This window comes from Variovorax sp. Soil_C_39, assembly GCF_057656815.1.
The window spans coordinates 454,338-480,996 of sequence record NZ_JBDGJQ010000001.1; the positions used below are offsets into that span (position 1 = coordinate 454,338).

The 26,659-nt window shown below is 67.5% G+C and carries 29 protein-coding genes and 3 tRNA genes; 17 read left to right on the top strand and 15 right to left on the bottom strand.

What is annotated here, in order from left to right; genetic code table 11:
• The first annotated feature begins 4 nt into the window (after nucleotides 1-4).
• From AC3A6J_RS02130 to AC3A6J_RS02145, 4 genes are all read left to right on the top strand, one after another.
• On the top strand, nucleotides 5-523 hold the full coding sequence (locus AC3A6J_RS02130) for a methylated-DNA--[protein]-cysteine S-methyltransferase (RefSeq protein WP_487858243.1): 519 nt from the start codon (nucleotides 5-7) through the stop codon (nucleotides 521-523).
• A complete protein-coding gene (locus tag AC3A6J_RS02135; protein WP_487858244.1) occupies nucleotides 520-1,473 on the top strand; it encodes a DMT family transporter in 954 nt (317 codons plus the stop codon). The genes AC3A6J_RS02130 and AC3A6J_RS02135 overlap by 4 nt, the downstream gene beginning before the upstream one ends.
• Nucleotides 1,474-1,665: 192 nt before the next feature.
• Nucleotides 1,666-2,508, top strand: coding sequence for a hypothetical protein (locus AC3A6J_RS02140; RefSeq protein ID WP_487858245.1), 843 nt, complete (start codon nucleotides 1,666-1,668; stop codon nucleotides 2,506-2,508).
• Nucleotides 2,509-2,586: 78 nt separating this feature from the next.
• On the top strand, nucleotides 2,587-3,291 hold the full coding sequence (locus tag AC3A6J_RS02145; RefSeq protein ID WP_487858246.1) for a glutathione S-transferase N-terminal domain-containing protein: 705 nt from the start codon (nucleotides 2,587-2,589) through the stop codon (nucleotides 3,289-3,291).
• A 31-nt stretch (nucleotides 3,292-3,322) separates the two neighbouring features.
• Here AC3A6J_RS02145 and AC3A6J_RS02150 read toward each other — a convergent pair whose 3' ends face one another.
• Complete coding sequence (locus AC3A6J_RS02150) at nucleotides 3,323-3,565, bottom strand: hypothetical protein (RefSeq protein ID WP_487858247.1); 243 nt, start codon at nucleotides 3,563-3,565, stop codon at nucleotides 3,323-3,325.
• A 116-nt stretch (nucleotides 3,566-3,681) separates the two neighbouring features.
• A complete protein-coding gene (locus tag AC3A6J_RS02155; RefSeq protein WP_487858248.1) occupies nucleotides 3,682-4,401 on the bottom strand; it encodes a 4'-phosphopantetheinyl transferase family protein in 720 nt (239 codons plus the stop codon).
• Between the two features lie 172 nt (nucleotides 4,402-4,573).
• Between AC3A6J_RS02155 and AC3A6J_RS02160 the strand changes: the two genes are divergently transcribed.
• Complete coding sequence (locus tag AC3A6J_RS02160; protein WP_487858249.1) at nucleotides 4,574-5,413, top strand: plasmid replication/partition related protein; 840 nt, start codon at nucleotides 4,574-4,576, stop codon at nucleotides 5,411-5,413.
• A gap of 3 nt (nucleotides 5,414-5,416) precedes the next feature.
• Here AC3A6J_RS02160 and AC3A6J_RS02165 read toward each other — a convergent pair whose 3' ends face one another.
• Nucleotides 5,417-6,001: a BPSL1445 family SYLF domain-containing lipoprotein gene (locus AC3A6J_RS02165; protein ID WP_487858250.1), complete on the bottom strand. Its 585-nt coding sequence runs from the start codon at nucleotides 5,999-6,001 to the stop codon at nucleotides 5,417-5,419.
• A gap of 248 nt (nucleotides 6,002-6,249) precedes the next feature.
• On the opposite strand from AC3A6J_RS02165, the gene AC3A6J_RS02170 reads away from it, so the two are divergent.
• From AC3A6J_RS02170 to AC3A6J_RS02185, 4 genes are all read left to right on the top strand, one after another.
• Nucleotides 6,250-7,392 carry a DSD1 family PLP-dependent enzyme gene (locus AC3A6J_RS02170; protein ID WP_487858251.1) on the top strand — a complete coding sequence of 381 codons (1,143 nt, stop codon included), beginning with the start codon at nucleotides 6,250-6,252 and terminating at the stop codon, nucleotides 7,390-7,392.
• On the top strand, nucleotides 7,382-7,777 hold the full coding sequence (locus tag AC3A6J_RS02175) for a RidA family protein (RefSeq protein WP_487858252.1): 396 nt from the start codon (nucleotides 7,382-7,384) through the stop codon (nucleotides 7,775-7,777). Before AC3A6J_RS02170 ends, AC3A6J_RS02175 begins: the two co-directional genes overlap by 11 nt.
• A gap of 155 nt (nucleotides 7,778-7,932) precedes the next feature.
• Complete coding sequence (locus tag AC3A6J_RS02180) at nucleotides 7,933-9,117, top strand: phosphatase PAP2 family protein (protein ID WP_487858253.1); 1,185 nt, start codon at nucleotides 7,933-7,935, stop codon at nucleotides 9,115-9,117.
• Between the two features lie 82 nt (nucleotides 9,118-9,199).
• Nucleotides 9,200-9,868 (top strand): helix-turn-helix domain-containing protein, encoded by a 669-nt coding sequence (locus tag AC3A6J_RS02185; RefSeq protein WP_487858254.1) that lies wholly within the window; start codon nucleotides 9,200-9,202, stop codon nucleotides 9,866-9,868.
• Between the two features lie 29 nt (nucleotides 9,869-9,897).
• Here AC3A6J_RS02185 and AC3A6J_RS02190 read toward each other — a convergent pair whose 3' ends face one another.
• A complete protein-coding gene (locus AC3A6J_RS02190; RefSeq protein ID WP_487858255.1) occupies nucleotides 9,898-10,866 on the bottom strand; it encodes a LysR family transcriptional regulator in 969 nt (322 codons plus the stop codon).
• A gap of 102 nt (nucleotides 10,867-10,968) precedes the next feature.
• On the opposite strand from AC3A6J_RS02190, the gene AC3A6J_RS02195 reads away from it, so the two are divergent.
• Nucleotides 10,969-11,955 carry a Bug family tripartite tricarboxylate transporter substrate binding protein gene (locus AC3A6J_RS02195; RefSeq protein ID WP_487858256.1) on the top strand — a complete coding sequence of 329 codons (987 nt, stop codon included), beginning with the start codon at nucleotides 10,969-10,971 and terminating at the stop codon, nucleotides 11,953-11,955.
• A 3-nt stretch (nucleotides 11,956-11,958) separates the two neighbouring features.
• Nucleotides 11,959-13,590 carry a gamma-glutamyltransferase gene (gene ggt / locus AC3A6J_RS02200; RefSeq protein ID WP_487858257.1) on the top strand — a complete coding sequence of 544 codons (1,632 nt, stop codon included), beginning with the start codon at nucleotides 11,959-11,961 and terminating at the stop codon, nucleotides 13,588-13,590.
• A gap of 93 nt (nucleotides 13,591-13,683) precedes the next feature.
• Here the strand turns inward: ggt and AC3A6J_RS02205 are convergent.
• The 9 genes from AC3A6J_RS02205 to folC all read right to left on the bottom strand — a co-directional run bounded on the left by AC3A6J_RS02205 (nucleotide 13,684) and on the right by folC (nucleotide 21,057).
• Nucleotides 13,684-13,760, bottom strand: a tRNA-Asp gene (locus AC3A6J_RS02205).
• Nucleotides 13,761-13,829: 69 nt separating this feature from the next.
• A tRNA-Glu gene (locus AC3A6J_RS02210) sits at nucleotides 13,830-13,905 on the bottom strand.
• 51 nt (nucleotides 13,906-13,956) lie between these two features.
• Nucleotides 13,957-14,032 (bottom strand) — tRNA-Ala (locus AC3A6J_RS02215).
• A gap of 73 nt (nucleotides 14,033-14,105) precedes the next feature.
• Nucleotides 14,106-15,500 carry a glutamate--tRNA ligase gene (gene gltX / locus AC3A6J_RS02220; protein WP_487858258.1) on the bottom strand — a complete coding sequence of 465 codons (1,395 nt, stop codon included), beginning with the start codon at nucleotides 15,498-15,500 and terminating at the stop codon, nucleotides 14,106-14,108.
• Entirely contained in the window at nucleotides 15,497-16,741 is a 1,245-nt protein-coding gene (locus AC3A6J_RS02225; RefSeq protein WP_487858259.1) for an O-succinylhomoserine sulfhydrylase, read from the bottom strand. The genes gltX and AC3A6J_RS02225 overlap by 4 nt, the downstream gene beginning before the upstream one ends.
• Nucleotides 16,742-16,750: 9 nt before the next feature.
• On the bottom strand, nucleotides 16,751-18,277 hold the full coding sequence (gene purF, locus AC3A6J_RS02230; protein ID WP_487858260.1) for an amidophosphoribosyltransferase: 1,527 nt from the start codon (nucleotides 18,275-18,277) through the stop codon (nucleotides 16,751-16,753).
• Between the two features lie 12 nt (nucleotides 18,278-18,289).
• Nucleotides 18,290-18,775, bottom strand: a complete 486-nt coding sequence (locus AC3A6J_RS02235; protein WP_487858261.1) for a CvpA family protein — start codon at nucleotides 18,773-18,775, stop codon at nucleotides 18,290-18,292.
• An 18-nt stretch (nucleotides 18,776-18,793) separates the two neighbouring features.
• Complete coding sequence (locus tag AC3A6J_RS02240; protein ID WP_487858262.1) at nucleotides 18,794-19,678, bottom strand: SPOR domain-containing protein; 885 nt, start codon at nucleotides 19,676-19,678, stop codon at nucleotides 18,794-18,796.
• A 71-nt stretch (nucleotides 19,679-19,749) separates the two neighbouring features.
• Nucleotides 19,750-21,057 (bottom strand): bifunctional tetrahydrofolate synthase/dihydrofolate synthase, encoded by a 1,308-nt coding sequence (folC, locus tag AC3A6J_RS02245; protein WP_487858263.1) that lies wholly within the window; start codon nucleotides 21,055-21,057, stop codon nucleotides 19,750-19,752.
• A gap of 81 nt (nucleotides 21,058-21,138) precedes the next feature.
• Between folC and AC3A6J_RS02250 the strand changes: the two genes are divergently transcribed.
• The 4 genes from AC3A6J_RS02250 (at nucleotide 21,139) to argG (ending at nucleotide 24,015) form a co-directional block, all read left to right on the top strand.
• Complete coding sequence (locus tag AC3A6J_RS02250; RefSeq protein ID WP_487858264.1) at nucleotides 21,139-21,495, top strand: ArsC family reductase; 357 nt, start codon at nucleotides 21,139-21,141, stop codon at nucleotides 21,493-21,495.
• Nucleotides 21,496-21,551: 56 nt separating this feature from the next.
• Complete coding sequence (locus AC3A6J_RS02255) at nucleotides 21,552-22,199, top strand: hypothetical protein (protein WP_487858265.1); 648 nt, start codon at nucleotides 21,552-21,554, stop codon at nucleotides 22,197-22,199.
• Nucleotides 22,200-22,327: 128 nt separating this feature from the next.
• Complete coding sequence (gene ppnP / locus AC3A6J_RS02260; protein WP_487858266.1) at nucleotides 22,328-22,654, top strand: pyrimidine/purine nucleoside phosphorylase; 327 nt, start codon at nucleotides 22,328-22,330, stop codon at nucleotides 22,652-22,654.
• Nucleotides 22,655-22,674: 20 nt separating this feature from the next.
• On the top strand, nucleotides 22,675-24,015 hold the full coding sequence (gene argG, locus AC3A6J_RS02265) for an argininosuccinate synthase (protein WP_487858267.1): 1,341 nt from the start codon (nucleotides 22,675-22,677) through the stop codon (nucleotides 24,013-24,015).
• A 30-nt stretch (nucleotides 24,016-24,045) separates the two neighbouring features.
• Here the strand turns inward: argG and murB are convergent, their stop codons facing one another.
• Nucleotides 24,046-25,098 (bottom strand): UDP-N-acetylmuramate dehydrogenase, encoded by a 1,053-nt coding sequence (gene murB / locus AC3A6J_RS02270; protein ID WP_487858268.1) that lies wholly within the window; start codon nucleotides 25,096-25,098, stop codon nucleotides 24,046-24,048.
• Nucleotides 25,099-25,141: 43 nt separating this feature from the next.
• On the opposite strand from murB, the gene AC3A6J_RS02275 reads away from it, so the two are divergent.
• Complete coding sequence (locus AC3A6J_RS02275) at nucleotides 25,142-25,627, top strand: YajQ family cyclic di-GMP-binding protein (RefSeq protein ID WP_487858269.1); 486 nt, start codon at nucleotides 25,142-25,144, stop codon at nucleotides 25,625-25,627.
• Between the two features lie 11 nt (nucleotides 25,628-25,638).
• Nucleotides 25,639-26,286, top strand: a complete 648-nt coding sequence (locus AC3A6J_RS02280; RefSeq protein WP_487858270.1) for a retropepsin-like aspartic protease family protein — start codon at nucleotides 25,639-25,641, stop codon at nucleotides 26,284-26,286.
• A 6-nt stretch (nucleotides 26,287-26,292) separates the two neighbouring features.
• Here AC3A6J_RS02280 and AC3A6J_RS02285 read toward each other — a convergent pair whose 3' ends face one another.
• A complete protein-coding gene (locus tag AC3A6J_RS02285) occupies nucleotides 26,293-26,649 on the bottom strand; it encodes a RidA family protein (protein ID WP_487858271.1) in 357 nt (118 codons plus the stop codon).
• Nucleotides 26,650-26,659: the final 10 nt, after the last annotated feature.

The following is a 26,659-nucleotide window of genomic DNA, read 5'->3' on the forward strand; positions in this document are numbered from 1 at the left end:
CGCCATGAAGTTCAAGAGCAAGACCATCTACACCTCGCACATCGACACGCCGCTCGGCGGCATCACGATGGCAGCCACCGACCAGGGCCTCGCGGGCGTCTGGTTCGACCAGCAGCGCCACTGGCCCGACACCACGGGCTGGCAGACACGCGACGACCATCCGGTGCTCGTCGAGGCGGGCGCGCAGCTGCGCGACTACTTCGCGGGGCGGCGCAGCAGCTTCGACGTGACGCTCGATCTGTCGCATGGCACCGCGTTCCAGCAGAGCGTGTGGCGAGCGCTCCGCAACATTCCCGCCGGCCAGACGCTGAGCTACGGCACGCTGAGCGCACATGTCGGCAACCCGGCCGCGGTGCGTGCGGTCGGCGCGGCGGTCGGGCGCAATCCGATCAGTGTGATCGTGCCCTGCCACCGGGTGCTCGGTGCCGACGGCTCGCTCACGGGCTACGCGGGCGGCCTCGAACGCAAGACCGCGCTGCTCGAGCTCGAACGGGCGAGCCGTGCGATATTCGACGCCCCATGAGCACAACGAACAACGACACCGCGCCCAACCCCGCCACCCGGCCCAAGGGATGGCTCGTCGACCTCGTGCTGCTGGGCGCGCTGTGGGGCGCCTCGTTCCTGTTCATGCGCATCGGCGCGGCGGAATTCGGCGCGCTGCCCGCCGCGGCGGTTCGCGTCGGTGTGGCGACGCTGTTCCTGCTGCCGCTGCTGTTCATTCGCGGCCATGGCCCCGCGCTCGCCACGCACTGGAAGGCGTCGATGGCCATCGGCGTGCTGAATTCGGGCATTCCGTTCGCGCTGTTCTGTTTTGCGCTGCTGACCATCAACAGCGGCCTGGCCGCGGTGCTCAATGCCACGGTGCCGATGTTCGGCGCGCTCGTGGCCTGGGCCTGGTTTCGCGACCGGCCCGACGGCTCGCGCATCGTGGGCCTCGTCATCGGCTTCGCCGGCGTGGCCATGCTCGCGAGCCGCAGCGCCGGCCTGCATGCCGGTGCCGACAACCATGCGGCGCTGTGGGCGGTGTTGGCGTGCCTTGGGGCCTGCGCGAGCTATGGCGTGGCCGCCAGCGCGACGCGGCGCTTCCTCGGCGGCGTGCCCGCTCTCGCCACGGCCACCGGCAGCCAGATCGGCGCGACGCTGTTTCTCGCGCTGCCGGCGCTGTGGTTCTGGCCCACGCAGATGCCGAGCCTGCGCGCCTGGCTCGCACTGCTGGCGCTCGGCATTGCGTGCACCGGCCTCGCCTACATCCTGTTCTTCCGCCTGATCGCCAACGCCGGCCCGGCGCGGGCACTGACCGTCACCTTCCTGGTGCCGGTGTTCGCGGTGTTCTACGGCGCGGTGTTCCTCGGCGAGAACATCACGCAGTGGATGCTGATCTGCGCGGCGGTCATCGTCTGCGGCGTGGCGCTGTCGACGGGACTCGTGAAGCTCTGGCCCGGTGCCGCAGCATCGCCTTCGCGGCCACGTTGATACTTTCTTGCTCGTCCTGGGGCGTGGGTCGACAACGTCCTACATACACAACGGCAAACTGCGCATGGGGTACCTCGGCAAGCGCCGGTAGCCTGGAGGCATTCAAAGGGGAGCGTTGCCCGGCAGCATCGCGTGCATGAAGCAGCACGCGGGCCCGAGGCCTTTTATTTGCCTGTCGAAGGATTTCATTCAATGCTGTTGCTCCGCTCCCACCCATTCGCCAACCCTGCCCGGCTGACGACATTGGGCGCACTGGCCGGTGTCGGCTTTCTCTGTGCACCCGCCCTTGCGTGGGCCGAGCCGTCGCCTGCACTCGACCGCTTCAGTTTCTCGGTCGGTGCCTTCAGCGCCGAACCCAAGTTCAATGCATCGGTCACTTCGGCCTACAGCGGTACGCTGCGCACGCGCGACCTCGAGCCCGGCCGTGTGACCATGCCGCGCATCACGGCCGACATGCTCCTGGGCGACAACCACGGTTTCTCGTTCGACTACTACCGCTACAAGCGCGACTACTTCGGTCAGGCTGCGGGCAGCGAATCCATCGGCGGCTTCGGCACGGTCAATGCGTTGGGCAATGCCAACATCGACGTCAAGCTCGAGTTCGCCAAGCTTTCGTACAAGTGGTGGATGGGCTCGGGCAACACCGTGTTCGGCCTCGGCGCGGGCGCCGCTTACTACCGCATCGACAGCAACGCGAACGCGATCGTCGCGGTCAATGGCCGCGTCGGCACCATCAACGAGGGCGGCAGCGACGACGCGATCGCGCCGCTGCTCGAACTGGGCGTACGGCACGCGATCAGCCCCGACCTGCGGCTCTTCGCCGACGTCTCGGGCGTGCGCAAGGGCGGCGGCCGCTTCCACGGCAACATCTACAACGCTTCGGCCGGGGTCGAGTGGTTCCCGGTGAAGAACGTCGGCCTCGTGTTTGCCTATGGCGTGACGAACATCGACCTCTCGCGCGAAAGCCGCACGGCGGAGACCCGCCTCAAGGTCAAGATGCATGGGCCTTCGGCCTTCCTGAAGGCGCGGTTCTGAGGCGCGGGCCCTAGGCCGGCAAGAGCGACGCGCTGGTGCGATCTACACTGGCGTCGTCACTCCCCTGCACCAATCACCATGTCCGACCTTTCCAGCTTTTCCATCACCCGCAAGTGGCCCGCGCGCCACCCGGACCGGCTGCAGCTCTATTCGCTGCCCACGCCCAACGGCGTGAAGGTGTCGATCCTGCTCGAAGAAACCGGGCTGCCGTACGAGCCGCACCTGGTGAACTTCGAGACGCAGGACCAGCTGTCGCCCGAGTTCCTTTCGCTCAATCCGAACAACAAGATTCCCGCGATCCTCGATCCCGACGGACCGGGCGGCCAACCGCTGGCGCTGTTCGAGTCGGGCGCCATCCTGCTCTACCTGGCCGACAAGACCGGCCAGTTCATCCCGACAGACGCGGCGGCGCGCTACGAGACCGTGCAGTGGCTGATGTTCCAGATGGGCGGAATCGGACCGATGTTCGGCCAGCTCGGCTTCTTCAACAAGTTTGCCGGCAAGGACTACGAGGACAAGCGCCCGCGCGACCGCTACGTGGCCGAATCGAAGCGCCTGCTCGGCGTGCTCGACCGGCGCCTTGCGGACCGTGACTGGGTCATGGGCGAGCGCTACACCATCGCCGACATCGCCATCTTCCCGTGGGTACGCAATCTCGTGGGCTTCTACGAGGCGCGCGAGCTCGTGGGCTTCGACGAGTTTCCGAACGTGGCGCGTGCACTCGACGCGTTCGTGGCCCGGCCGGCTGTGGGCAGGGGGCTGGCTATTCCGAAGCGCGGTTGAGGGGCAGCGGCGCGGCGGCGCGCCGTTCGCCTCACTGCAGCCGGCCGCGCCCGCACCGGGGTTCGGCACGCGAGGGCCTGAGCAGCGCTGCACCGGACAGCGCCCACAGGGTCAGCACCTCGTCGAGCGCACAGACGTTCTGCGGCGCCGTGCCGAGCCAGCGGACCAGCGCTTCGGCGCGCTCGCGCGAAGGTGCGTCATGCAGCGTGCAGAAGAGCCGCCAGGCGGCCTGGAACGCGGCGTCTTCGGACGGACGAATCTTGTCGTGTTTCATTCGCAGCCTCCTTCATGCAGCCAGGCCTTCGCCCGGCGCGCGCACACGGTCCTCGGCCGGACCGGCCATGCCTACGCATGCCTCTCTTTGGGTAGACGGACGAAGTGCGCCGGTGTTCAGTCGGGTGTTCCCCGATGCCAAGCGAGAGCGGCGGCATAACCGGCCGGCGCGTCGAGCGCCATGGCTTCGAAACAGCCCCACGCGGGCACCGCGCATTCGAGGGCGAAGCGCTCGCTATCGCCAGGGTGGATGCCGACCGACTGCAGGTGCTCGGCCATGCCGACGCCCACGGCCTTGAGCAGCGCTTCCTTGGCGGCCCAGCGCATGTGGAGCGCCTGCAGCGGGTCGGTGGCTTCGCGCACCTCCCGGGCTTCGCGCGCCGTGAAAGCCATCGAAAGGATGGCCTCGACGTCGAACCCTGCGCTGCACTGCTCGATGTCGACCCCCAGTGCGTGCACGGTGCGCGCATCGCCCAGCGCGATGAGCGCATGGGCGCCCGAATGCGACACGTTGAACGGTGGCACCGGCGCGCCGGGCAGGTCGACGAAGGGCTTGCCGTGCGCGTCGATCGCGATCGGCACCGCCATCGGCGCAAAGCCCACGCGCTCGGCCAGCAGCTCGCGCAAGGCGGCGCGCGCCGCCGTGAAGCGCACGCGGTCGGCGGTTCTTGCGAAGCGGTCGGCCCGGGCGCGCTCGGCGGCAGTCAGCGTCTGCCGGGCCGCCACGGCGTCGCACTGCGTGTCGAGATCAAGGCGGTAGACCTCGATGCCCGTGGGCAGCGGCGAATCGAGGCGGCGCATGGCATGGGCTTCGCGGTGGAAGCGATTCGTCGACATCTGTGATCCTCGGGCGGTTGAACAAGAACAGGCGCGTGGGGCGCGGCACCCGTTCAACCAGACGTTTGAGCGCGGGATCTGTTCACTTGGCGCGGAACCTGGGCCGACGCCCCCGCGCCCGGGCCTCTAGAATTCCGCCCCTTTGCCTCCCGGTTTGCCCGCTCCTCCCCGCATGAACATCGTCGTCAACGAAGAACTCAAAGCCTACATCGATCCCCTGGCCCCGGAGGAATACGAAGCACTGGAACGCAGCATCCTGGCCGAGGGCTGCCGCGATGCGCTGGTGCTGTGGGGCGACGTGCTGGTGGACGGGCACAACCGCTACGGCATCTGCCAGAAGCACGGCCTGCCGTTCCAGACGGTGCAGAACACGCGCTTCAAGACCATCGAGGACGTGCACCTCTGGATGATCGACCAGCACCTGGGCCGGCGCAGCATCTCCGACTTCCTGCGCGGCGTGCTGGCGCTGCGCAAGAAGGACATTGTCGACAACCGCCGCGCGCGTGCGGCGGCCGAGACGGCGTCGCCCGACGACGCACCATTCGACGGGGACACGCCGCCCTCGGCCGAGCCCACCACGGCCCTGCCGCCGCCCGCGCCGCTCAACAGCCGCGAAGCCATTGCGCGTGCCGCCCGGCTCAGCAGCAACCAGGTGGTGATGATCGAGAAGATTCAGAAGCAGGCCGCGCCCGAGCTCGTGGCGGCGGTGAAGTCGGGGATGATCTCGATCAACACCGCGGCCGCGGTGGCGACGCTGCCGGCCGAGGAGCAGGTGTCCGCGGCGAGTGCGGGGAAGGACGAACTCCGCCAGGCCGCGAAGCGCGTGCGCGAAGCCAGGCGCAAGCCCCGCGAAGAAGCCGCCGGCGACAGCGACGCGTCCGGCGATCAGCCTGCGCCGCAGGCCGACCCGCTCGAAAGGCTGGCGCAGCGCGTGGCCGAACTCACGGCCGAGAACGAAGCGCTACGCCGCCAGGTGGCCGAACTGCAGGCGCAGTTGGCCACCGCCAGCTAAGGACTACAGCCGGATCTCGGTGATCTTCGCGCCCGAGAGCGAGACACCGGCCTCGAGGCCCACGTTGGTGAGCACGAAGCCCACCACCGGCTGGCGCATCGTGTTGGTGTCGATGCTGCCGTTGGCGCCGATGTTGGCGGCCGCCACTGTGGCGTCGGCACCGGCCGTCCATCCCTTGCTGTTGCGGAACTTGTCGAGCGCGGCCTGGTTGGTGAACACATAGATCACCGCCTTCGACTGGGCGCCGGCCTGGAAGCCGATCGAGCCCGCCGTCGTGCTGTAGTAGGACTGCGTGCTGCCTTTCACGCGCAGCGCGCCGCGGCCGTATTCGGCGCCCACGCCCATGCTCGCACCGACCACGGCCGGGAACACCAGCACGCCGCTCGACGAGGCGACCAGTTCGCGTGAACCCTTCGCGGAGTTGTAGAGCTTGGACAGCGCGGCGTCGACCTGCGCATCGATCGAAGCGCGCGACGACATGGCGCTGGACTTGTCGTCGGGGCGCGTGGTGGTGCAGCCCACGACGGCGACGCCGCCGACCGCGACGGCGCATGCAATGGCAAGGCTGCGGAAATGAATGGATGGCATGGCGTTCTCTCCTCTTCTTTGACTGACATGATGGGAAAAGCCGGGCGCTTTTTGCGGCCGGCCGCCTCTTCGGCTTCTCCATGCTACGTCCGGCAAGCCGCGCCAAAAGCGGCTTGGGAAGACCGCCTACGCGAAGTCGCGACGGCCTGGAATCGTTGGCCCCGCCGACCGCCATCATTCAGTCGGAGTTAACGATTGAATCAATTCAGTTCAACCACCTCCTCCACCGGATTGCCTACAGTACAGCCATGCAGACCCCACCCGGCACCCTCCCGCTCGGCACGCCCGCCGCCCTCATCGACCTGCCGCGCATGCAGCGCAACATCGCGCGCATGCAGGCGCGCATGCAGGCGCTCGGCATGCGTTTTCGCCCGCATGTGAAGACCACCAAGTGCACGCCCGTCGTACGGGCCCAGCTGGCCGCGGGCGCGCAGGGCATCACCGTGTCGACGCTCAAGGAGGCGGAGCAGTTCTTCGCCGATGGCGTGACGGACATCCTCTATGCGGTCGGCATGGCGCAGCACCGGCTGCCGCAGGCACTGGCGCTGCGGCGGCAGGGCTGCGACCTCAAGATCATCACCGACAGCGTGGACTCGGCCCGCGTCATCGCAGAGTTCGGCCGCGCGCACGACGAGGCCTTCGAGGTGTGGATCGAGATCGACACCGACGGCCACCGCTCCGGCATCAAGCCCGAGGAGGCCGCGCTGCTCGCGGTGGGCGACGCCCTCGCGGCGGGCGGCATGCGGCTGGGCGGCGTGCTCACGCATGCGGGCTCCAGCTATGAGCTCGACACACCCGCGGCACTGGCCGCCATGGCCGAGCAGGAGCGCGCGGGCTGCGTGCGTGCCGCCGAGCGCCTGCGCGCTGCCGGCCTGCCCTGCCCGATCGTCAGCGTGGGCTCGACCCCGACCGCACTCTCCGCCGAGCGGCTCGACGGCGTCACCGAAGTGCGCGCAGGCGTCTACGTGCTGTTCGATCTGGTGATGCACAACGTCGGCGTCTGCACCACCGACGAGATCGCGCTCAGCGTGCTCACGACCGTGATCGGTCATCAGGTGGACAAGGGCTGGGCCATCGTCGATGCGGGCTGGATGGCGATGAGCCGCGACCGCGGCACGCAGAAGCAGAAGCACGACTTCGGCTACGGGCTGGCCTGCAGCCTCGACGGCCAGGTGCTCGAAGGCTACGTGCTGAGCGGCGCCAACCAGGAGCACGGCATCCTGTCGCGCGAAGGGGCGCCCGACACCGACATTGCGCAGCGGCTGCCGATCGGCACGCAGTTGCGGATCCTGCCCAACCACGCCTGTGCCACGGGCGCCCAGTTCCCCGCGTACCACGCGCTGTCGCAGGACGGCACGCTCGCCGCATGGAGCCGCGTCCATGGCTGGTGAACCCGTGCGCCCGCGCTACGTCGCGCCCCCGGGCCTGCCGACGCCCGGCGGCCATTACAGCCACGCCACCGTGGCCAACGGCTTCGTCTTCGTTTCGGGGCAGTTGCCGATCGCACCCGACGGCACCCGGCTGGGCGACGCCCCGTTCGAGCAGCAGGCGCGCCAGGTGCTCGACAACGTCGAGGCCGCGTTGCGGGCAGCCGGCAGCGGCATCGACCGGCTGGTGCAGGTTCGCGTGTACCTCGACACGGTCGACAACTGGCCGGCCTTCAATGCGGTGTATGCGCAATGGGCTGGCGCGGCGCGGCCTTCGCGCGCCATCGTGCCCACGGGGCCGCTGCACTTCGGCTTCAAGGTGGAGATCGAGGCCGTGGCGCTGGCCTAGCAGCGGCGCCGGTCTGCTGGCGGGCGCATCCACACAAGGTGTTGCGTTTCGCGTGGCCGGCACCCCGGCGTCGCGAGGTTGTATCGTCGTACGATTCGTTAACAAAGTCGCCTCCCAAGGCGGCTCCGAAACGTGCCACGAAAGCAAACCAAAGGATGCATTCACTGAATCTCGCGCTCTTCGAGGCGCTCGCAGCCGGCTTTTCCCCGCCCTCCACGCTGCTGCAGCTTGCCTCGGCGATCGCGCTGTGGTCCTCGTGGGCCTGCGCGGCCGTGCTCGCCTGGGTGGCTTGGCGCCGTGCATCAGAACGCGGCCAACTTCTCACCGTGCTCGCGGCCGGCGGCGCGGCTTCGCTGATCGCGCACGAGATCGCGGCGTCCATCGGCATGCCGCGGCCCTTCATGGTCGGGCTCAGCCCGGCGCACGTGCCGCACGGCGTGCGCGCGGGGCTGCCGAGCACGCACGCCACGGTGATGTTCACCATGGCCTTCATGCTGCTGTGGCGGCGTCCGCTGCGCGACGTGGGGCTGTTCCTGCTCGCAGTGGCCGCGGCAACCGGGTGGGCGCGCATCCACGTCGGCGTCCATTTTCCTTTCGACATCGCCGCCGGCGCGCTGCTGGGCGCGGGCATCGCTGCCGCGCTGTGCGCGGCGCGGGCGGTGGCGGCGCGGCTCGCACCGCGCGACTGCGCCAGCCTGCTGGCGAATCCGCTGCGGCGGCTCGCGGGCGGTGGCGCGGCACCTTGCGTGGTGCTGATGTTCATTGCGGCGGCCGCCTGGATCGGCATCCAGACGCCGCATGCGTTCGGCCCGTCGATGCTGGAGGAAAACGGACCGATCGAGAACGGAACGATCCAGCTGTACCTGCTCGCGGCGCTGTGCTTTCTGCTGGTGCGCGTCGAAGCCATGTCGCAGTGGGACCGCGCGGCGGTCTGCGTCGTGCTGCTCGGCTTCGCGGCGCGCGAGGCGCATTGGCTGCTGGCGCATCTGGATGCGCAGGCGCATCTGCTGCGCGGCCCCGCGACGCTCGCGGTGTTCGTGCCTGTCGCCGTCGCCGGCGCATGGCTCGCGCGGCGCGCATGGTTGCAGCGCGGGCCACTGCGCGCCTGGTCCCGCTGGCGCCCCGAAGCGATGACGCTGATCACCTTCGGCGCGGTGGTCGGTGCCGCGCTGGTGCTCGACCAGATTCCTTCTTCGGCATCTGCGCAGTCCGCGTACCTGATGCTGAGCTTCGAGGAGGTCCTGGAGCTGTGCTTGCCGGTGCTCGCACTGCTGGCCGCACTGCAGGCGAGGCTGGGCAGCACGGACGCCAGGCGCGGGCGAATGGCGAGTGCGGCCTGACGGGTGCGGGGCGCCTCGGCGTCAACTTCATAATCGCGGCTCCCCTGAAACCTAACGAACCACGAATGAACGAGCCGCCCCCGTGAGTGCTGCAGATTTTCTCTTGTCCCCCGCGGTGCAGAAGCTGCTGCAGGTCGTCTACGCCGCCCCCGACCAGCCGCACGCGGCGAGCGAACTGGCCCGGCGCACGAAGCTCGCGCCCGACCAGGTCGAGCGCACGATCGAACACCTCGTCGAGAGCGGCATCCTCGCAAGGCAGAAAGGCGAACCCGATGCGCCGGCCACGGCCACGGTCACGCTCGACCGTTCGTTCGTGTTCCATCGCGAGCTGCGCAGCATCGCGTTGAAGTCATTCGCCGCGGCCGAACCGATCCGCGCCATGCTGCGCGCCAAGTTCAAGGACGCGGTCGTGCGTGCCTTCATCCTGGGCGAGGACGCGCACGACAGCACCGTCGAGCTTCTGGTCGTGCATGGCGCGGTCATGCCCGACCGCGCGGCCATGGCGGCGGCCTGCCAGAAGCTGTCGAAGTCGCTGCATCGCCACCTGCAGGTGCACGTCATCTCGAACGCCCGCTTCGAAGGACTGACGAGGCCGCGCGACGTGCTGGCCGAAAAACTCGCGGCGCCCTCGGCGTTCGAGATCGTTGCGCCGGGCGACACCAAGGCGCAGTTGCCGACCGCGCGACGCGGCTTGCTGCACAGCGCGAAGAGGACGTTGGCGGCGCTGTCGCCTAGGCAAAAGCGTCCGTAGGCGAGCTCCGGCACAGGCTGGTGCGGCGGCTACGCGCTGAGCGGCGCCAGCACTGGCGCGGCAGGCAAGCTCCGCGCATGCGCCCTCAGGCAGGCGATGAAATCCATGAGTGTGGCTGAGACGTGTTCGCGGTTCCACACCACGGTGATCGGGCCGAAGCGGATGTTCGAATCAAGGGCGATCTTCCTGAACAGCCCCAGCGAGGCCATGTAGTCCGCCATGGATTCCGCACACACGCCGACATAGTCGCCCTTTTGCAGCAGTGCCTGCATCATGGCCAGCGACGCGGTTTCTGCCTTGGGCACCAGCCACGATGCCTGTTGCTCGATGAGATAGGCGTCCATCTGGATGCGAGTGAGCGTACCAAGGGGCGGCATCACCCATTGCTCGCGCAGCACGTCGGCAAAGCCCGGCGGCTGCTTGCTGTCCCAGTGCTTGCTGCCCTGGCCGATGACGATGCTCACCTGGTCGTCGAAAAGCACGTGATGCGCCAGCTGCGGCTTGTGCGCCCTTGCATCCAGCACGCCGATCACGGCATCCATGGCACGCGTGTCCAGGCCCTTGAGCAGGTCGTCGAACAGCCCGTCGTGGATGGACACGGCCACATCGACATGGCGCTGCTGGAACGCGGTCACGGCTTCGGGCAGGCCGCCGGCGATGCCTGCCCAGACGCTGCCCACGTTCAGACGCGGCACGCGCCCCGCAGCCACCGCATGCATCTCGCGGCCGGTACGCACGATATCTCCCAGCACGGTGATGGCCAGCCGCTTGAGCAGATGCCCCGCAGGCGTCAACTGCACCTTGCGCCCGCGCACCATCAGCGGCGTACCCGCCACGCGTTCCAGTTCTGTCAGCCAGTGCGACATGGCAGATTGCGTCATGTGAAGCCGCGCCGCCGCCTCGGTCAGCGTGCCCGCCTCGTCCAGAACCAGAAAGGATTCCAGATGCCGGACCTTGATGCCCCGCGCCCAGGAAAGGCCTTCTGAACGTTCAATCATGAGTAAACCTTCATATATCCATTTTGCATTTTCACTAGGTAGATGGCTGCCTTTGTCATGAAAATTACCTCATCTTTCATGACAAGCCCCGGAGGAATCCCTGTGTCCAAAGCAATCACGAACGTCTACAAGATCCTGATGGGTGCCGCGGTCGCGGCTACCGCGGCGACCACCGTGTACGCGCAAACCTCCTATCCCAGCCGTCCCGTGCGCCTGGTCGTATCGCAGGCCCCTGGCGGCAGCAGCGACACGATCGCACGCATGTGGGCCGAACACGCAGGCAAGGCCATTGGCGCCACCATCGTGGTGGAGAACAAGCCCGGTGCGGGCGGCATCATTGCCGCACAGAGCGCGTTGAATGCGCCCGCCGATGGCTACACCCTGCTGCTGGGCAGCGTGTCGCTGATGGTGCTCAACCAATTCACCTACAAGCCGCTGCCCTACAACCCAGCGCAGGATTTTGTTGGCGTGACCATGCTGACCACCGTGCCGTTCGTGCTGTCGGCCAATCCAGCCACGGGCATCAAGACGCTCAAAGATTTGACGGAAAAAGCCAAGGCGGCACCCGGCAAGCTGAACTTCGCATCCGCCGGCCTGGGCAACTCCACTCATCTTGCCGTCGAACTGATGGCCAATGCTCTGGGCATTTCGATGACCCACATCCCTTACAAGGGCGAGGCCGACGGCATCCTGTCCACCATCGGTGGGCAGACCGAAGTGATGGCACCGGTGTATGGCACTGCCCTGCCCCACATCAAGAACCACAAGCTCAATCCGCTGGCCGTGTTGTCGCCACAGCGCACCCCTGAACTGCCCGATGTGCCCACCCTTGGCGAGCTGGGCGTGAAGGGCTTTGACAACATGGGTTGGAGTGCGGTGGTGGCACGCACCGGCACGCCGCCCGACATTGTGGAAAAGCTCAACAAGGCGACGGCAGCCTTCCACAAGAGTCCCGACGTGCAGGCCAAGCTCAAGAGCATGGGCGTGATCCCCATGTCCGGCCCTTCCGCGCTGGTCATGGAAACGGCGGCGCGTGATACCAAGGCCTGGGGGCCTACGCTCGAGGCGCTGAATCTCAGCGCCAAATAAGCCATGAAAAAAGAAGCCATGGTGGTCTGTCCGCAGCCGGAGGCCGCCGAATCCGGCATTGACATCCTGCGCGCAGGCGGCAACGCGGTGGATGCTGCGGTAGCCACCGCGCTGGCCCAGACGGTGGTGGACCCGCTGATGTGCGGCATCGCGGGTTTCGGCACTGCCGCCGTGTACCTGCCCGGTGCTCAGGTGCATGAATATTTCGACTTCCACTCGCCCGCGCCGCTGGCGGCCAGGGAAGACATGTGGGAGCACCTGTTGGAGGGCGAGACCAGGGATGGCTTCGGCTTCATCCTCAAGGGCCGCGTCAACGACATCGGCCCCCAGTCCATCGGAACGCCGGCAACGCTCAAGGGCCTGGAGGCCATGCACCAGGCGCACGGTCGCTTGCCGTGGCGGCAGGTGGTGGAGCCCGCCATCCGATGGGCGGCGGACGGCTACTTTGTGCGTCCCGGCATGCACGCCTTCTGGATCGACGAGCCCAGCATGGGCCGCGTCGGCAACCTAGAGCGCCTGCAGTACTGCGAGGACAGCCGCCAGTTGTACTGCCGCCCCGACGGCCGCCCCAAGCCCATCGGTGCGCCGCTGCGCAACGAAGGCATGGCCGCCGTGCTGCGCCAGATTGCCGAGGAAGGCGCGCGCCCGTTCTACCAGGGCAACCTGGCGCAAAAGATGGTGGCGCACCTGCAGTCGCTGGGCTCGCTGATCACGCGCGACGACCTGGCCCGGTACCAGGTGCAGCGCAACGCGCCGCTGGTGGGCCGCTACCGCGACCGCACCATCACGACCAACCAGCCCCCGGGTGGCGGCGCCATGCTGCTGGAGATGCTCAACATCCTCGAGCACTTCGATCTGGCGAACCTGGAGCACAACAGCGTCGCCTACTTGCAGACGCTGTGCGAGGCCATGAAGAAAGCCACGATCGACAAGGACCGCTGCATCGGCGACCCGAAGTTCTTCGACGTGCCGCTCGATCAGTTGCTGTCCAAGGACATGGCCCGTGATGTGGCCGAGCAGATCCGCGCGGGTCATCGCTTCGACGTGGAACGCGTGAACCCCGGCGCTCTCGTGCCGCGCGACACCACCCATCTGAGCGTGGTGGACGCCGACGGCAATGCCGTCTCCCTGACCCACTCACTGGCCATGCCCTCGGGCATCATCACCCCGGGCATGGGCTTCCTGTACAACGGCTGCATGGGCGTGTTCGACCCGCGCCCGGGCCGCGCAGGCAGCATCCAGCCTGGCAAGAGCCGCTTCACCTCGTCATGCCCCACCATGACCTTCAAGGACGGCGAACTCGACGTGGTGCTCGGCGCCCCCGGTGGCACGCAGATCGCGATGGGCGTGCTGCAGGTGCTGCTCAACGTGATCGACCACGGCATGGAAATGCAGGCTGCCGTGTCGGCGCCACGCTTCTCGTCCACCAGCAACGCCATCGACGTGTGCAACCGCATTCCGCGCTCGACCACGCGCGCACTGGAAGCACAGGGCTACGCCGTTGGCCGCAACCCGTACAACTACACCATCGGCTGGGTGCACGGCGTGCAGGTACAGGCCGATGGCCTGCACGGCGGCGCCGACCCCGGCCGTGATGGCGTGGCGTACCGACTGCGCATGGATCCTGCGCGCTGATCGGTTGGGTCCGAACGTTGTCGGGCCGCTGGAGGGAGTTGAATCGAGACAACAAAAAGCCCCTGTAGCAGAGCTGCTACAGGGGCTTGTGTTTGGCGGAGTGGACGGGACTCGAACCCGCGACCCCCGGCGTGACAGGCCGGTATTCTAACCAACTGAACTACCACTCCTGGTAGACAACGTTCGCTCCTTGCGGAACCGAGTGTTGACAACTCGTGCCGGTTTCACTTGCGTGAAACTGGCGACCCTACGGGGATTCGAACCCCGGTAGCCACCGTGAAAGGGTGGTGTCCTAGGCCTCTAGACGATAGGGTCAAAACCTTGGACGTGCTGCGATCAGCACTTCTAACCTACTCGACACTTTGATGGTGGAGGTAAACGGGATCGAACCGATGACCTCTTGCATGCCATGCAAGCGCTCTCCCAGCTGAGCTATACCCCCATCTTGACCGTCGGGCTTTTCTTTTCAGAACTGCCTTGTTGTCGCTGTCGAGCCTCAGATTATAGACCGAGTTTTACGCCGCTTTCAAACGCTCGATCACTTTTTCTTGAGAAAAGATGGCGAGCACTGCATCGAGCGACGGCGTCTGCGGTGTGCCCATCACGAGAACGCGCACCGGCATGGCCAACACGGGCATCTTGAGCGAATGCGCGGCCAGGGCTTCCTTGATGGCCGCGGCGATCGCCGCCTTGTCCCACGTGGTGAGCGCTGCGAGCTTATCCGCCAACGTGGCGAGCGCGGGCTTCACCGCGTCGGTGACATGCTGCGCGCGGTCGGCGTCGCTCGGCGCCACGTCGGCATAGAAGGCCGCGGCCCAGTCGGCCAGCGCGACGGTGGTTTCGCAGCGGTCCTTGAAGAGCGCGCAGATGGCGACAAGCCGCTCATCAGCTTCAATGCCGCGCTTGCTCTTCAATTGAGCGGCCACCAGCGGCGCCAGCGCGTCGTCGGGCTTGGCCTTGATGTATTGCGCATTCACCCAGGCGAGCTTGGCCGCGTCCCACTGCGCCGGGCTCTTCGAGAGGTGCGAGCCGTCGAACCAGCTCACCATCTGCTCGCGCGTGAACAGCTCGTCGTCGCCATGGCTCCAGCCGAGGCGCGCCAGATAGTTGAGCATGGCTTCGGGCAGGTAGCCGTTGTCTTCGTAGGCGGTGACGCTCACCGCGCCGCGGCGCTTCGAGAGCTTCTGGCCGTCATCGCCGAGGATCACCGGCACATGGCCGAACTGCGGCAGCGGCGCGCCGAGCGCGCGGAAGATGTTGATCTGCCACGGCGTGTTGTTGATGTGCTCGTCGCCGCGGAACACATGCGTGATGTTCATGTCCCAATCGTCGACCACCACCGCGAAGTTGTAGGTGGGCACACCGTCGGGGCGCAGGATGATGAGGTCGTCGATCTCGCGGTTGTTGATGGTGATCTCGCCCTTGACGAGGTCGTTCCAGCTGACGTCGCCTTCGGGCGGGTTGCAGAAGCGCACCACGGGCGGCACGCCTTCGGGCACGGGCGGCAGCACCTTGCCGGGCTCCGGGCGCCAGCGGCGGTCGTACAGCGTCTTCTCGCCGCGCGCGCGCTGCGCTTCGCGCATCTCGTCGAGCTCGGCCGGCGTGCAGTAGCAGTGGTAGGCCGTGCCGGCCGCGAGCATCTGCGCGACGACTTCGCGGTAGCGCTCGAGGCGCTGCATCTGGTAGATCGGACCCTCGTCGTAGTCCAGGCCGAGCCAGTGCATCGACGCGAGGATCTGATCGGTGGAATCCTGCGTGGAACGGGCCACGTCGGTGTCCTCGATGCGCAGCACGAACTCGCCGCCATGGTGGCGCGCATAGGCCCACGAATAGAGCGCCGTGCGCGCGGTGCCCAGGTGAAGAAAGCCCGTGGGCGACGGAGCGATGCGGGTGCGAACTTTGGCGGTCATGTCGTTGTTGTTGATTGTGCGAAACCCGTCAGGGTGCCGAGGCCGCGTGCCAGGTCGGCCTTGATGTCCTCGACGTGCTCGAGACCGACGGCGACGCGGATCAGGCCCTGACCGATGCCGGCGGCCTGGCGCTGCACTTCGGTGAGGCGTCCGTGCGAGGTGGTCCCCGGATGGGTGACGATGGTCTTCACATCGCCGAGGTTGGTGGCAAGGCTCACCACGCGCGTGCTGTTCATCACGTGGAATGCATTGGCGCGCGCGGTCTCGGGCGTGTCGCCGACCACGTCGAACGACACCACCGCGCCGCCGAGCCCCGACTGCTGACGCATCGCGAGTTCGTGCTGCGGGTGCGATGCAAGGCCCGGGTAATACACGCGCGCAACACCGGGCTGCTTTTCGAGCCACTGCGCCACGTCGAGCGCGTTGGCGCAGTGCGCCTTCATGCGGATGCCGAGCGTCTCGATGCCCTTGAGAACGACCCACGCGTTGAACGGCGCAAGCGCCATGCCGGCGGTGCGCACCACAGGCCCGAATACGTCGTCGATGAGCTTCGACGGCCCGCAGATCGCGCCGGCCATCACGCGGCCCTGGCCGTCGAGGTGCTTGGTGCCCGAATGGATGATGAGGTCGGCGCCGAGCGATGCCGGTCGCTGGAGGATCGGCGTACAGAAACAGTTGTCGACCGCGAGCAGCGCCCCCGCGGCATGCGCCACGTCGGCCAGCGCGCGGATGTCGCAGACCTCGGTCAATGGATTGGTGGGGGTCTCGGCGAAAAGGAGCTTGGTGGTCGGCTTCAGGGCCGCGCGCCATTGCGCCACGTCGCTCTGCGAGACGAAGGTGGTCTCGACGCCGAACTTGGCGAACTCCTTGCCGAACAGGTTCAGCGTGGAGCCGAACACCGAGCGTGAGCAGATGACGTGATCGCCAGCCTTGAGCAGGCCCATGCACATCATGAGAATGGCGCCCATGCCGGTGGATGCGCCGATGGCCGCCTCGGTGCCCTCGAGCGCCGCGATGCGCCGCTCGAAGCTCGTCACCGTGGGATTCGACGTGCGCGAATACGTGAAGCCGGGCTCCGTGCCGGCAAAGCGGCGCGCGGAGGTCTCGGCGTCGGGCTGCAGGAAGCCGCTCGTCAGGAACAGCGCATCGGAATGCTCGCCGTACTGGCTCGGCGCCAGGCCGGTGCGCAGCGCGAGCGTGTCGGGATGCAGCCCGGGCGGAAGGGGGCGCTCATCGGTCATTTCACGCCCTCACTCGCTGTGATTGGGAAGCGCGAGACGCGACGAATCTTCTTCGGTCTCTTCGATGCGTGGGCGGTTGCCGTTCATGCGCGTGATGGCATCGGTGTCGATGTCGCCCGTCACGTACACGCCGTCGAAGCACGAGGCATCGAAGCCGTCGAGCGCGACGCCCGGCGAACCGGCAGTGCCCGGCGAACCCTTCATGACCGCGCGCTTCATCGCGTCGACGTCCTGGTAGATCAACGCGTCGCAGCCGATCAGCTCGCGGATCTCCTCGACCGTGCGGTCGTGCGCCACGAGCTCGTCCTTGGTCGGCATGTCGATGCCGTAGACGTTGGGGTAGCGCACCGGCGGCGCGGCGCTGGCGAGGTAGACCTTGCGCGCGCCGGCGTCGCGTGCCATCTGCACGATCTCGCGGCTCGTGGTGCCGCGCACGATCGAGTCGTCGACGAGCAGCACGTTGCGGCCCTTGAACTCGCTCGCGATCACGTTGAGCTTCTGGCGCACCGACTTCTTGCGCACGCCCTGCCCCGGCATGATGAAGGTGCGGCCCACGTAGCGGTTCTTCACGAAGCCTTCGCGGTACGGAATGCCGAGCAGGTGCGCGAGCTGCGTGGCGCTCGGGCGGCTCGATTCCGGAATCGGGATGATCACGTCGATCTGGTTCGGCGGCACGGTGGACACCACGCGCTTGGCCAGCGTCTCGCCGAGGTTGAGGCGCGCCTGGTAGACCGAGATGCCGTCGAGCACCGAGTCGGGCCGTGCGAGGTACACGAACTCGAAGATGCAGGGGTTGAGCGTGGGCGCCTCGGCGCACTGCATCGAGTGCACGTTGCCCTGCAGGTCGATGAACACGGCTTCGCCCGGCGCGATATTGCGCTCGAACGTGTGGCCCGAACCTTCGAGCGCGACCGATTCGCTCGCCACCATTACCGTGCCGTCGGCGCTGCGGCCCATGCTGAGCGGACGAATGCCGTACGGATCACGAAACGCGAGCAGGCCATGGCCTGCGATCAGCGACACCACCGCGTACGAGCCGCGCAGGCGCTTGTGCATGTTCTTGACTGCGGCGAACACTTCGGCCGGATTCAGCGGCACGCCGCGCGAGGCGCGCTCGAGTTCGTGCGCCAGCACGTTGAGCAGCACTTCGGAGTCGCTCTCGGTGTTGGTGTGGCGGTGGTCGGTCGAGAACAGCTCCGCACGCAGCGCGTGGGCGTTGGTGAGGTTGCCGTTGTGCACCAGCACGATGCCGAACGGCGCATTCACGTAGAAGGGCTGGGCCTCTTCCTCGCTGTAGGCATTGCCCGCGGTCGGGTAGCGCACCTGGCCCAGGCCCACCGCGCCCGGCAGCGCGCGCATGTTGCGCGTGCGGAACACGTCGCGCACCATGCCCTTGGCCTTGTGCATGAAGAACTTGCGTTCGAGCAGGGTGACGATGCCCGCCGCGTCCTGGCCGCGGTGCTGCAGCAGCAGCAAGGCGTCATAGAGCAGCTGGTTGACGGGTGCGTTGCTGACAACGCCGACGATTCCACACATGAACGATTCCTCTCAGGGCAGGTAGCTTGCCAACTTTTCAGGCAGCGCGGGTTTCAGGCCCTGCAATGCCGCATCGAGAACATTGGCGCTCAGCGAGTCGCGCCACCAGGCACTGTCGCTCAACGCCAGCAAATGAACAGTGACCGCCAGCACGAGCAAGGCCACCACGCCGCGCGCCGCACCGAAAGCCCCACCCAGAATGCGGTCCACAGGCCGCAGCCCGACCGCCGCAATCAACTTTCGCGTCAGCGCCGCCACGAGCCCGACGCCGAATGCCACCGCCACGAACACCAGCACGAACGCCAGCGGATAGCGCCAGGTCGCCTGCGGGTCGCCGAACGGCAGCCACGCCGCCACATCGGAGGCCAGCCACTGGGCGACGATGAATGCGGCCACCCAGCCCGCCAGCGAAATCACCTCGAACACCAGGCCACGCACCAGGCCAAACAACATCGACACGACGACGAACGTGACGGCGATCCAGTCGAGCAAGGCCACGGTGGCGGACTGTGGCTTCTACAACGTGAGGATGGCGGCCGGCAAAGACAAGGCCTTGACGCGCTCCGCCGCACGGGTGGCCTCTGCGCGCGAGGCAAAGGGGCCGACGCGCACGCGCGTGCGCTCGCCGCCCGAGGTCTTGGCCACGCTCACATAGGTCTTGAGGCCTGCCTTCTCGAGCTTCTGCCGCACGTCGCGGGCCTTGTCGGCCTCGGCGAATGCGCCCACCTGCACCACGAAGCGGCCGGCATCGTCGGCGGCTGCCGCCGGCTTGGCGGCCGTGGCGGCGGGCTTGCCTTCGAGCAAGGCGCGCGCCCGGGCAGCCTCCTCGGCCGCGGTCGGCTTGGCGGGCTTCGGCTCCGGCTTGGGTTCCGGCTTGGGTTCCGGCTTGGGTTCCGGTTTCGGCTCTGGCTTGGGTTCGGGCTTTGGCTCGGGCTTCGGCTCGGGTTTGGGTTCGGGCTTCGGTTCCGGATTGGCGGCAGCGGGCGGCGTGGGTGATGCGCTCGCAGCGGGCTTGCCCGGATCGATGACGGTCCCGTCGGCCGTCTCGGTGATGATGCCGCCGGCCGCAGGCGCGGATGCGACGCGCGGGCTGCCGCCCTCGCCCGCACCGCTGCTGTTGTTGCTGCTGGTGTTGGCGGCCGGGGCGGCAGGCACCGGCAGCGGCTTGACCTTGTTGCGGTCGGGAATCTCGATCGGGATGTCGACCGCGACCGGACGCGGTTGGGTATCGAACAGCAACGGGAACCCGATCACACCGACCAGCACCAGCACCGCCGCGCCCACGAGCCGATGCCGCGCGCGGCGACGCATGGATTCGACACTTTCCGCAGGCGCTGCAGCCGGAGCGCTGCGCCCTTCGTTGCCTTGTGGGCCGCGCGTGCGGAACTTGAAAAACGCCATGAAGTTCGATCCCTGAGGAGTGCAGCGGGGTGATGCCGGATGGTGCGGACGTGGAGCAGAGCTGTGGCGTTTCAGCCGCCGGGCAGCAGGTGTTTGGCCTGCAGCCGCGGGGTGCCGTTTTGGAGCACGCCACCCACGGTGAAGAACGATCCGAAGACCACGATTCTATCAGCGGGGTCGGCCTGCTCGATGGCCGCGCGCAGCGCCTCCATGGGCCCCGCGTGCACGCTGCCGGAGGCGTCGGCGCGCGTGTTCTGCGCCTGCCAGCGCGCGAGCAGGTCGTCCGCCTTGGCGGCGCGCGGCGTCGGCAGGTCGGTGAAATACCAGCGGTCGATCAGCGGCCCGATGCGCGCAAGGATGGGTGCGAGGTCCTTGTCGGCCATCACGCCGAACACGCCATGCGTGGTGGGATAGAAGCCCATCGCGTCGAGGTTCTCGGCCAGCGCTGCGACGGCATGCGCGTTGTGCGCCACGTCGAGCACCAGCGCCGGTTCGCCCGGAACGATCTGGAAGCGTCCCGGCAGCTCAACCATCGCGAGCCCGCTGCGAACCGCCTGCGCCGTGATCGGCAAGAGCGGCCTGAGCGCCTCGAGCGCCGCCAGCACGCCCGCCGCATTGAGGAGTTGGTTGGCGCCGCGCAGCGCCGGATAGGCCAGCCCGCTGTAGCGCCGGCCGCGGCCCGACCAGCCCCACTGCTGCTTGTCGCCCGAGACGTTGAAGTCGTGCCCGAAGCGCCACAGTTGTGCACCGACCGCGCCCGCGTGGTCGATCACGCTCTGCGGCGGCACCGGGTCGCTCACGATCGCGGGCTTGCCCGCGCGCATGATGCCGGCCTTCTCGAAACCGATGCGCTCCCGGTCGGGGCCGAGGTAGTCCATGTGGTCGAGGTCGATGCTGGTGATGACCGCGCAGTCGGTGTCGATGATGTTGACCGCGTCGAGCCGGCCGCCGAGCCCCACTTCGAGGATCGCGACGTCGGGCTTTTCCTCGGCCATGCAGCGCAGGATGCCGAGCGTGGTGAATTCGAAGTAGGTCAGGGCCATCTCGCCCCGCGCCGCCTCGACGGCCTCGAAGTTTGCTATCAGTTTGGAAGCATCGACGGCTTCGCCCGCGAGCCGCAGCCGTTCCTCGAACCGCACCAGGTGCGGCGAGGTGAACACCGCCGTGCGGTAGCCCGCATGCCCGAGGATCGATTCGAGCATGGCGCAGGTCGAGCCCTTGCCATTGGTGCCGGCCACGGTGATGACCGGGCAGTCGAAGCGCAGGCCCAGGCGGGTGGCCATTTCCTTGGCACGGTCGAGGCCGAGCTCGATGTTCTTCGGATGGAGTTGCTCGGCGCGCGCGAGCCAGTCTTCGAGGGTTTGCATGGAGGCCGGCATTGTCGCCGACCCGGTAAAGGCGCGGGCGGCCGGGTCTTCTCGGCCGAACCGCGGCCGCGCTTTCGCGGCATCATCGCGGGCATGACCATCCTCTACGGCATTCCCAACTGCGACACCGTCAAGCGTGCCCGCACCTGGCTCGCTGACAACGGCATCGCTTACACCTTCCACGATTTCAAGAAACAGGGCGTGCCCGAGGCCGAACTCGACCAATGGCTCCAGAGCCCCGGCTGGGAAGCCCTGGTCAATCGCCGCGGCACCACCTGGCGCAAGCTAGACGACGCCACGCGCAATGCGGTGGTCGATGCCGCATCGGCGCGCGCGGTGCTGCTGGCCAACCCGAGCCTGATCAAGCGGCCCGTGGTCAACTGGGGCGGCCGACACGGCGTTACCACGGGGTTCGACGCCGCAGCCTGGGCTGCTGTGAACGCCGCGTAAACCCGGGAACCCCGCCCCACCGCCGCCCTCCAACCCGATCTGCAGGAGAGAACACCATGAACAAACACGTTTTTCGAAGCCTCGCGGGCGTTTCGGTGCTCGGCATGCTGGCCCTGGGGGCCGGTGCGGTGCACGCGCAACAACAGCAGCAGGTGGTGCAGGCGCGCGTGATTTCCGCCACGCCGATCCGCGAGACCACCGGCAGCGACGTGAGCTACAACGTCACCTACGAATACAACGGGCGCCAGTACACCACGCGCACCGACAGCCAGCCCGGTGCCACGATCCCGGTCCAGGCCAACGCCTATGGCGTCACCACCTTGCCGGTCGCGCCGCAACCGCAGCTGCAAGCCTACCCGGTCGAAGCCGGCAACAGCCCCGGCCACAGCCAGCAGTACGAGCCGCAATACGAGCCGCAGGACCGCCGGGCCGACGGCTCGCGCTGGGACAACGTGGTGCCCGAGCCCGGCGTGGTGGTCTCCAATGCGCCGGCCCCCGCCCCCGTGTACTCGCGGCCCGCTCCGGTCTATGCGCCACCGGTCTACGCCCCGCCGGTCTACGTGCAACCCGCCTACGCCTACCCGTATGCACAGCCCTATGTGCAACCCTATGCCTACCCGCCGGTCGGCCTTTCGCTGAATTTCGGCTATTCGCGCGGCTGGGGCGGCCACCGCGGCGGCTGGCGCCATCGGCACTGGCGTTGAGGCGCCCGGCCCGCGCGGGTCGGCGCCGGGCAAGCCCTAAAATCGGGGACTTTCCAACCCCGGGGGTGCGCTGCCGCAGCGGCGCGTCTTCGACCCCACGCCGACCGCCCCTGCGCCGGCGCCATCCAATGACGACGACTACCGACACTCTCAACAGCGCCGCAGTGGCCACCAAGGCCAATGTGTATTTCGACGGCAAGTGCGTGAGCCACAGCCTCACGCTCGCGGACGGCACCCAAAAGTCGGTCGGCGTGATCCTGCCCGCCACCCTCACCTTCAACACCGGCGCGGCCGAGATCATGGAAGGCACTTCCGGCAGCTGCGAATACCAGTTGGCAGGCACCACCGAATGGATCGCTTCGGGCCCGGGCCAGAAGTTCAGCATCCCCGGCAACTCGAGCTTCCAGGTCCGCGTCACTGGCGAGCCCTACAGCTACATCTGCCACTTCGGCTGAACCGAGAGACGGACACCCACATGTCGACCATTCTTCAGAACGTACCCGCCGGCCAGAAAGTCGGCATCGCCTTTTCGGGCGGCCTGGACACCAGCGCGGCGCTGCACTGGATGCGCAACAAGGGCGCGATCCCCTACGCCTACACCGCCAACCTCGGCCAGCCCGACGAGCCCGACTACGACGAGATCCCGCGCAAGGCCATGCTCTACGGCGCCGAGAATGCGCGCCTGATCGACTGCCGCGTGCAGCTCGCCAATGAGGGCATCGCCGCACTGCAGGCCGGCGCTTTCCACGTGACCACCGCGGGCGTCACCTACTTCAACACCACGCCGCTGGGCCGCGCCGTCACGGGCACGATGCTGGTGTCGGCCATGAAGGAAGACGACGTCCACATCTGGGGCGACGGCAGCACCTACAAGGGCAATGACATCGAGCGCTTCTACCGCTACGGCCTGCTCACCAACCCGAGCCTCAAGATCTACAAGCCGTGGCTCGACCAGGTCTTCATCGACGAGCTCGGCGGCCGCGCCGAGATGTCGGCATTCATGCAGAAGGCCGGCTTCGCCTACAAGATGTCGTCCGAGAAGGCCTACTCGACCGACTCCAACATGCTGGGCGCCACCCACGAAGCCAAGGACCTCGAGCACCTGAACAGCGGCATGCAGATCGTGCAGCCGATCATGGGCGTGGCGTTCTGGAAGGACGAAGTCGAGGTCAAGCGCGAGACGGTGTCGGTGCGCTTCGAAGAGGGCGTGCCCGTGGCGCTGAACGGCGTGGCCTACCCGAACCTGGTCGACCTGATCCTCGAAGCCAATCGCATCGGCGGGCGCCACGGCCTGGGCATGAGCGACCAGATCGAGAACCGCATCATCGAGGCCAAGAGCCGCGGCATCTACGAGGCGCCCGGCCTCGCGCTGCTGTTCATCGCCTACGAGCGCCTCGTGACCGGCATCCACAACGAGGACACGATCGAGCAGTACCGCGACCATGGCCGCAAGCTCGGCCGCCTGCTCTACCAGGGCCGCTGGTTCGACCCGCAGGCCATCATGCTGCGCGAGACGGCGCAACGCTGGGTGGCGCGCGCGATCACCGGCGAGGTCACGGTCGAGCTGCGCCGCGGCAACGACTACTCGATCCTCAACACCGAGTCGCCCAACCTCACCTACAAGCCCGAGCGCCTGAGCATGGAAAAGGTCGAAGGCGCCTTCACGCCGCTCGACCGCATCGGCCAGCTGACCATGCGCAACCTCGACATCGTCGACACGCGCGAGAAGCTCGCGATCTACACGCGCACGGGCCTGCTGTCGGCGAGCCAGGGCGCTTCGCTGCCGAAGCTCGCGAACGACGACGAAGGCAAATAAAGCACGAGTGGCGCACCAAGGCGGCGGCGCTCAGACCACCACCGGCTCCGGCTCCAGCCGGATGCCGAAGCGCTCGTACACGCTGGTCTGGATGGCCTTTGCCAGGGTCATGACCTCGCCGCCCGTGACCGGGTTCTCGAGTCCGCCGCGGTTCACCAGCACCAGCGCCTGCCTCTCGTAGACGCCGGCATTGCCGACCGACTTGCCCTTCCAGCCGCAGGCGTCGATGAGCCACCCGGCCGCGAGCTTGATGGTGCCGTCGTCCATCGGGTAGTGCACGATCTTGGGGTCGCGCGCGATGATGTCGGCGCACTGCTCGGGCGTGACCGTCGGGTTCTTGAAGAAGCTGCCCGCATTGCCGAGCACGCGCCAGTCGGGCAGCTTGGCGCGGCGGATGGCGCAGATCCAGTCGAAGACATCGGTGGGGCTGGGCGTGAAATTGCCCGTTTCCTCCATCTTGCGCTCGAGGTCGAGGTAGCCCGCCACCGCCTTCCATGGCCGCGGCAGGCGAAAGCGCACGCGCGTGATCAGCGCCCGGCCCGAGAGCCCGAAGTCGGTCGGCCCGGCGGGCACGTGCTTGAACACCGAATCGCGGTAGCCGAAGGCGCACTGCGCGGCATCGAGCGTGAAGCTGCGGCCCGTGTCCAGGTCGATGGCGTCGAGCGAATCGAAGCGGTCCTGCAGCTCGACGCCGTAGGCGCCGATGTTCTGCACCGGCGCGCCGCCCACGGTGCCCGGGATGAGCGCCAGGTTCTCGAGCCCCGGATAGCCGTGCGCAAGCATCCACTGCACCGCCTCGTGCCAGGTTTCGCCCGCCCCCGCCTCCACGATCCAGGCGCGCGGAGTCTCTTCGACCAGGCGCAGCCCTTTGATTTCGACCTTCAGCACCAGCGGCTTCACGTCGCCGGTGATCACGATGTTGCTGCCGCCGCCGAGCACGAAGCGTGGCGCATCGCGCCACCGGGGGTCGGCCAGCAGCGCGGCCACGTCCGATTCGCTCGCGATGCGCGCCAGGTGCTGCGCGCGCGCGGCAATGCCGAAGCTGTTGTAGGGCTGCAGCGGGACGTTGTTCTCCACGATCATGGGAGAATTGTCGCATCCAGCTACCCGTGAATCAGGAGAGTCCATGCCGTCTTTCGACACCGTCTGCGAACCCAACCTGCCCGAAGTGAAGAACGCGGTCGAGAACACCGCCAAGGAAATCGCGACCCGCTTCGATTTCAAGGGCACGGCCGCCGCCGCCGAGCTCAAGGACAAGGAAATCACCATGATCGGCGATGCCGAGTTCCAGCTCGTGCAGGTGGAAGACATCCTGCGCAGCAAGCTCACCAAGCGCAGCGTCGATGTGCGCTTCCTCGACAAGGGCGACGTCCAGAAGATGGGCGGCGACAAGGTCAAGCAGGTCATCAAGATCAAGAGCGGCATCGAGAGCGAGCAGGCCAAGAAGATCACCCGCATCGTCAAGGACAGCAAGCTCAAGGTGCAGGCCGCGATCCAGGGCGATGCGGTGCGCATCACCGGCGCCAAGCGCGACGACCTGCAGGCGGCGATGGCGCTCATCAAGAAAGAGGTGCCCGACATGCCGCTGAGCTTCGACAACTTCCGCGACTGACCGAGCCTCGCATGCGCTCCCTCGTCGTCGCCGCAGCGCTGCTGCTGTGCGCTGCAGCCGGCGTGCAGGCGGCCAGTTCGGTCATGTTGACCGGCACCATCGGCAGCCGCGCGATCCTGATCGTGAACGGTGCGCCGCCCAAGACCGTGGCGGTCGGCGAGACCTTCCAGGGCGTGAAGCTGGTCTCACTGCAGGCCGAGCAGGCGGTGGTCGAGCTCGAGGGCAAGCGCGTCAGCCTGCGCATGGACACGCCCGTGAGCATCGGCGGCGGCGGTGGGGGCAATGGCGGCGGTAGCCGCATCGTGCTGCCGGCCGACAGCCGGGGCCATTTCATGACACAGGGCGCCATCAACGGGCGCACCGTCACCTTCATGCTCGACACCGGCGCGACTTCGATCGCGCTGTCGGCCGACGACGCCAAGCGCATCGGCCTGGACTACAGCAAGGCGCAACGCATCCAGATCAGCACGGCGAACGGCGTCTCGACCGGCCACAGGCTGCGGCTCCAATCGGTGCGCGTGGGCGATGTCGAGGTCTACGACATCGAGGCCGTGGTGTCACCGCAGCCGATGCCCTTCGTGCTGTTGGGCAACAGCTTCATCAATCGTTTCTCGATGCGCCGCGACGCCGACCAGATGGTCCTCGAGAAGCGGTACTGACGCCCCTCAGGCCGCTGCAGCGGCGGTGACGACGATCTCGATCTTGTAGGCTGCGTTGGCCATCTTGGCCTGCACGGTCGCGCGCGGCGGGGTGTTGCCGGCGGGAATCCAGGCGTCCCAGACCTCGTTCATCGCCGTGATGTCGCCGATGTCGGCCAGGAAGATCTGCGTCATGAGGATGCGCGACTTGTCGCTGCCGGCCTCGGCCAGCAGGCGGTCGACCATCGCCAGCACCTGCGCGGTCTGGCCGCGGATGTCCTGCGTGGTGTCGTCGGGCACCTGGCCCGCGAGGTAGATGGTGCCGTTGTGCACGGCCGTCTCGGAAAGGCGCGGGCCGACGTGGAAGCGGGTGATGGAAGCCATGGTCGTTTCT

Bases quoted from the DNA above. Each gene is read 5' to 3' on its own strand.
- AC3A6J_RS02175 (WP_487858252.1), top strand. From the start codon at position 7,382: ATGGCTGGTGAACCCGTGCGCCCGCGCTACGTCGCGCCCCCGGGCCTG.
- purF (WP_487858260.1), bottom strand. From the start codon at position 18,277: ATGTGTGGAATCGTCGGCGTTGTCAGCAACGCACCCGTCAACCAGCTG.
- murB (WP_487858268.1), bottom strand. From the start codon at position 25,098: ATGATCGTGGAGAACAACGTCCCGCTGCAGCCCTACAACAGCTTCGGC.
- AC3A6J_RS02250 (WP_487858264.1), top strand. From the start codon at position 21,139: ATGACCATCCTCTACGGCATTCCCAACTGCGACACCGTCAAGCGTGCC.
- gltX (WP_487858258.1), bottom strand. From the start codon at position 15,500: ATGACCGCCAAAGTTCGCACCCGCATCGCTCCGTCGCCCACGGGCTTT.
- AC3A6J_RS02190 (WP_487858255.1), bottom strand. From the start codon at position 10,866: ATGATTGAACGTTCAGAAGGCCTTTCCTGGGCGCGGGGCATCAAGGTC.
- folC (WP_487858263.1), bottom strand. From the start codon at position 21,057: ATGCCGGCCTCCATGCAAACCCTCGAAGACTGGCTCGCGCGCGCCGAG.
- AC3A6J_RS02240 (WP_487858262.1), bottom strand. From the start codon at position 19,678: ATGGCGTTTTTCAAGTTCCGCACGCGCGGCCCACAAGGCAACGAAGGG.
- AC3A6J_RS02135 (WP_487858244.1), top strand. From the start codon at position 520: ATGAGCACAACGAACAACGACACCGCGCCCAACCCCGCCACCCGGCCC.
- AC3A6J_RS02170 (WP_487858251.1), top strand. From the start codon at position 6,250: ATGCAGACCCCACCCGGCACCCTCCCGCTCGGCACGCCCGCCGCCCTC.
- AC3A6J_RS02275 (WP_487858269.1), top strand. From the start codon at position 25,142: ATGCCGTCTTTCGACACCGTCTGCGAACCCAACCTGCCCGAAGTGAAG.
- AC3A6J_RS02130 (WP_487858243.1), top strand. From the start codon at position 5: ATGAAGTTCAAGAGCAAGACCATCTACACCTCGCACATCGACACGCCG.
- AC3A6J_RS02165 (WP_487858250.1), bottom strand. From the start codon at position 6,001: ATGCCATCCATTCATTTCCGCAGCCTTGCCATTGCATGCGCCGTCGCG.
- AC3A6J_RS02160 (WP_487858249.1), top strand. From the start codon at position 4,574: ATGAACATCGTCGTCAACGAAGAACTCAAAGCCTACATCGATCCCCTG.
- ggt (WP_487858257.1), top strand. From the start codon at position 11,959: ATGAAAAAAGAAGCCATGGTGGTCTGTCCGCAGCCGGAGGCCGCCGAA.
- ppnP (WP_487858266.1), top strand. From the start codon at position 22,328: ATGACGACGACTACCGACACTCTCAACAGCGCCGCAGTGGCCACCAAG.
- AC3A6J_RS02285 (WP_487858271.1), bottom strand. From the start codon at position 26,649: ATGGCTTCCATCACCCGCTTCCACGTCGGCCCGCGCCTTTCCGAGACG.
- AC3A6J_RS02140 (WP_487858245.1), top strand. From the start codon at position 1,666: ATGCTGTTGCTCCGCTCCCACCCATTCGCCAACCCTGCCCGGCTGACG.
- AC3A6J_RS02150 (WP_487858247.1), bottom strand. From the start codon at position 3,565: ATGAAACACGACAAGATTCGTCCGTCCGAAGACGCCGCGTTCCAGGCC.
- AC3A6J_RS02225 (WP_487858259.1), bottom strand. From the start codon at position 16,741: ATGACCGATGAGCGCCCCCTTCCGCCCGGGCTGCATCCCGACACGCTC.
- AC3A6J_RS02180 (WP_487858253.1), top strand. From the start codon at position 7,933: ATGCATTCACTGAATCTCGCGCTCTTCGAGGCGCTCGCAGCCGGCTTT.
- AC3A6J_RS02145 (WP_487858246.1), top strand. From the start codon at position 2,587: ATGTCCGACCTTTCCAGCTTTTCCATCACCCGCAAGTGGCCCGCGCGC.
- AC3A6J_RS02155 (WP_487858248.1), bottom strand. From the start codon at position 4,401: ATGTCGACGAATCGCTTCCACCGCGAAGCCCATGCCATGCGCCGCCTC.
- AC3A6J_RS02280 (WP_487858270.1), top strand. From the start codon at position 25,639: ATGCGCTCCCTCGTCGTCGCCGCAGCGCTGCTGCTGTGCGCTGCAGCC.
- AC3A6J_RS02255 (WP_487858265.1), top strand. From the start codon at position 21,552: ATGAACAAACACGTTTTTCGAAGCCTCGCGGGCGTTTCGGTGCTCGGC.
- argG (WP_487858267.1), top strand. From the start codon at position 22,675: ATGTCGACCATTCTTCAGAACGTACCCGCCGGCCAGAAAGTCGGCATC.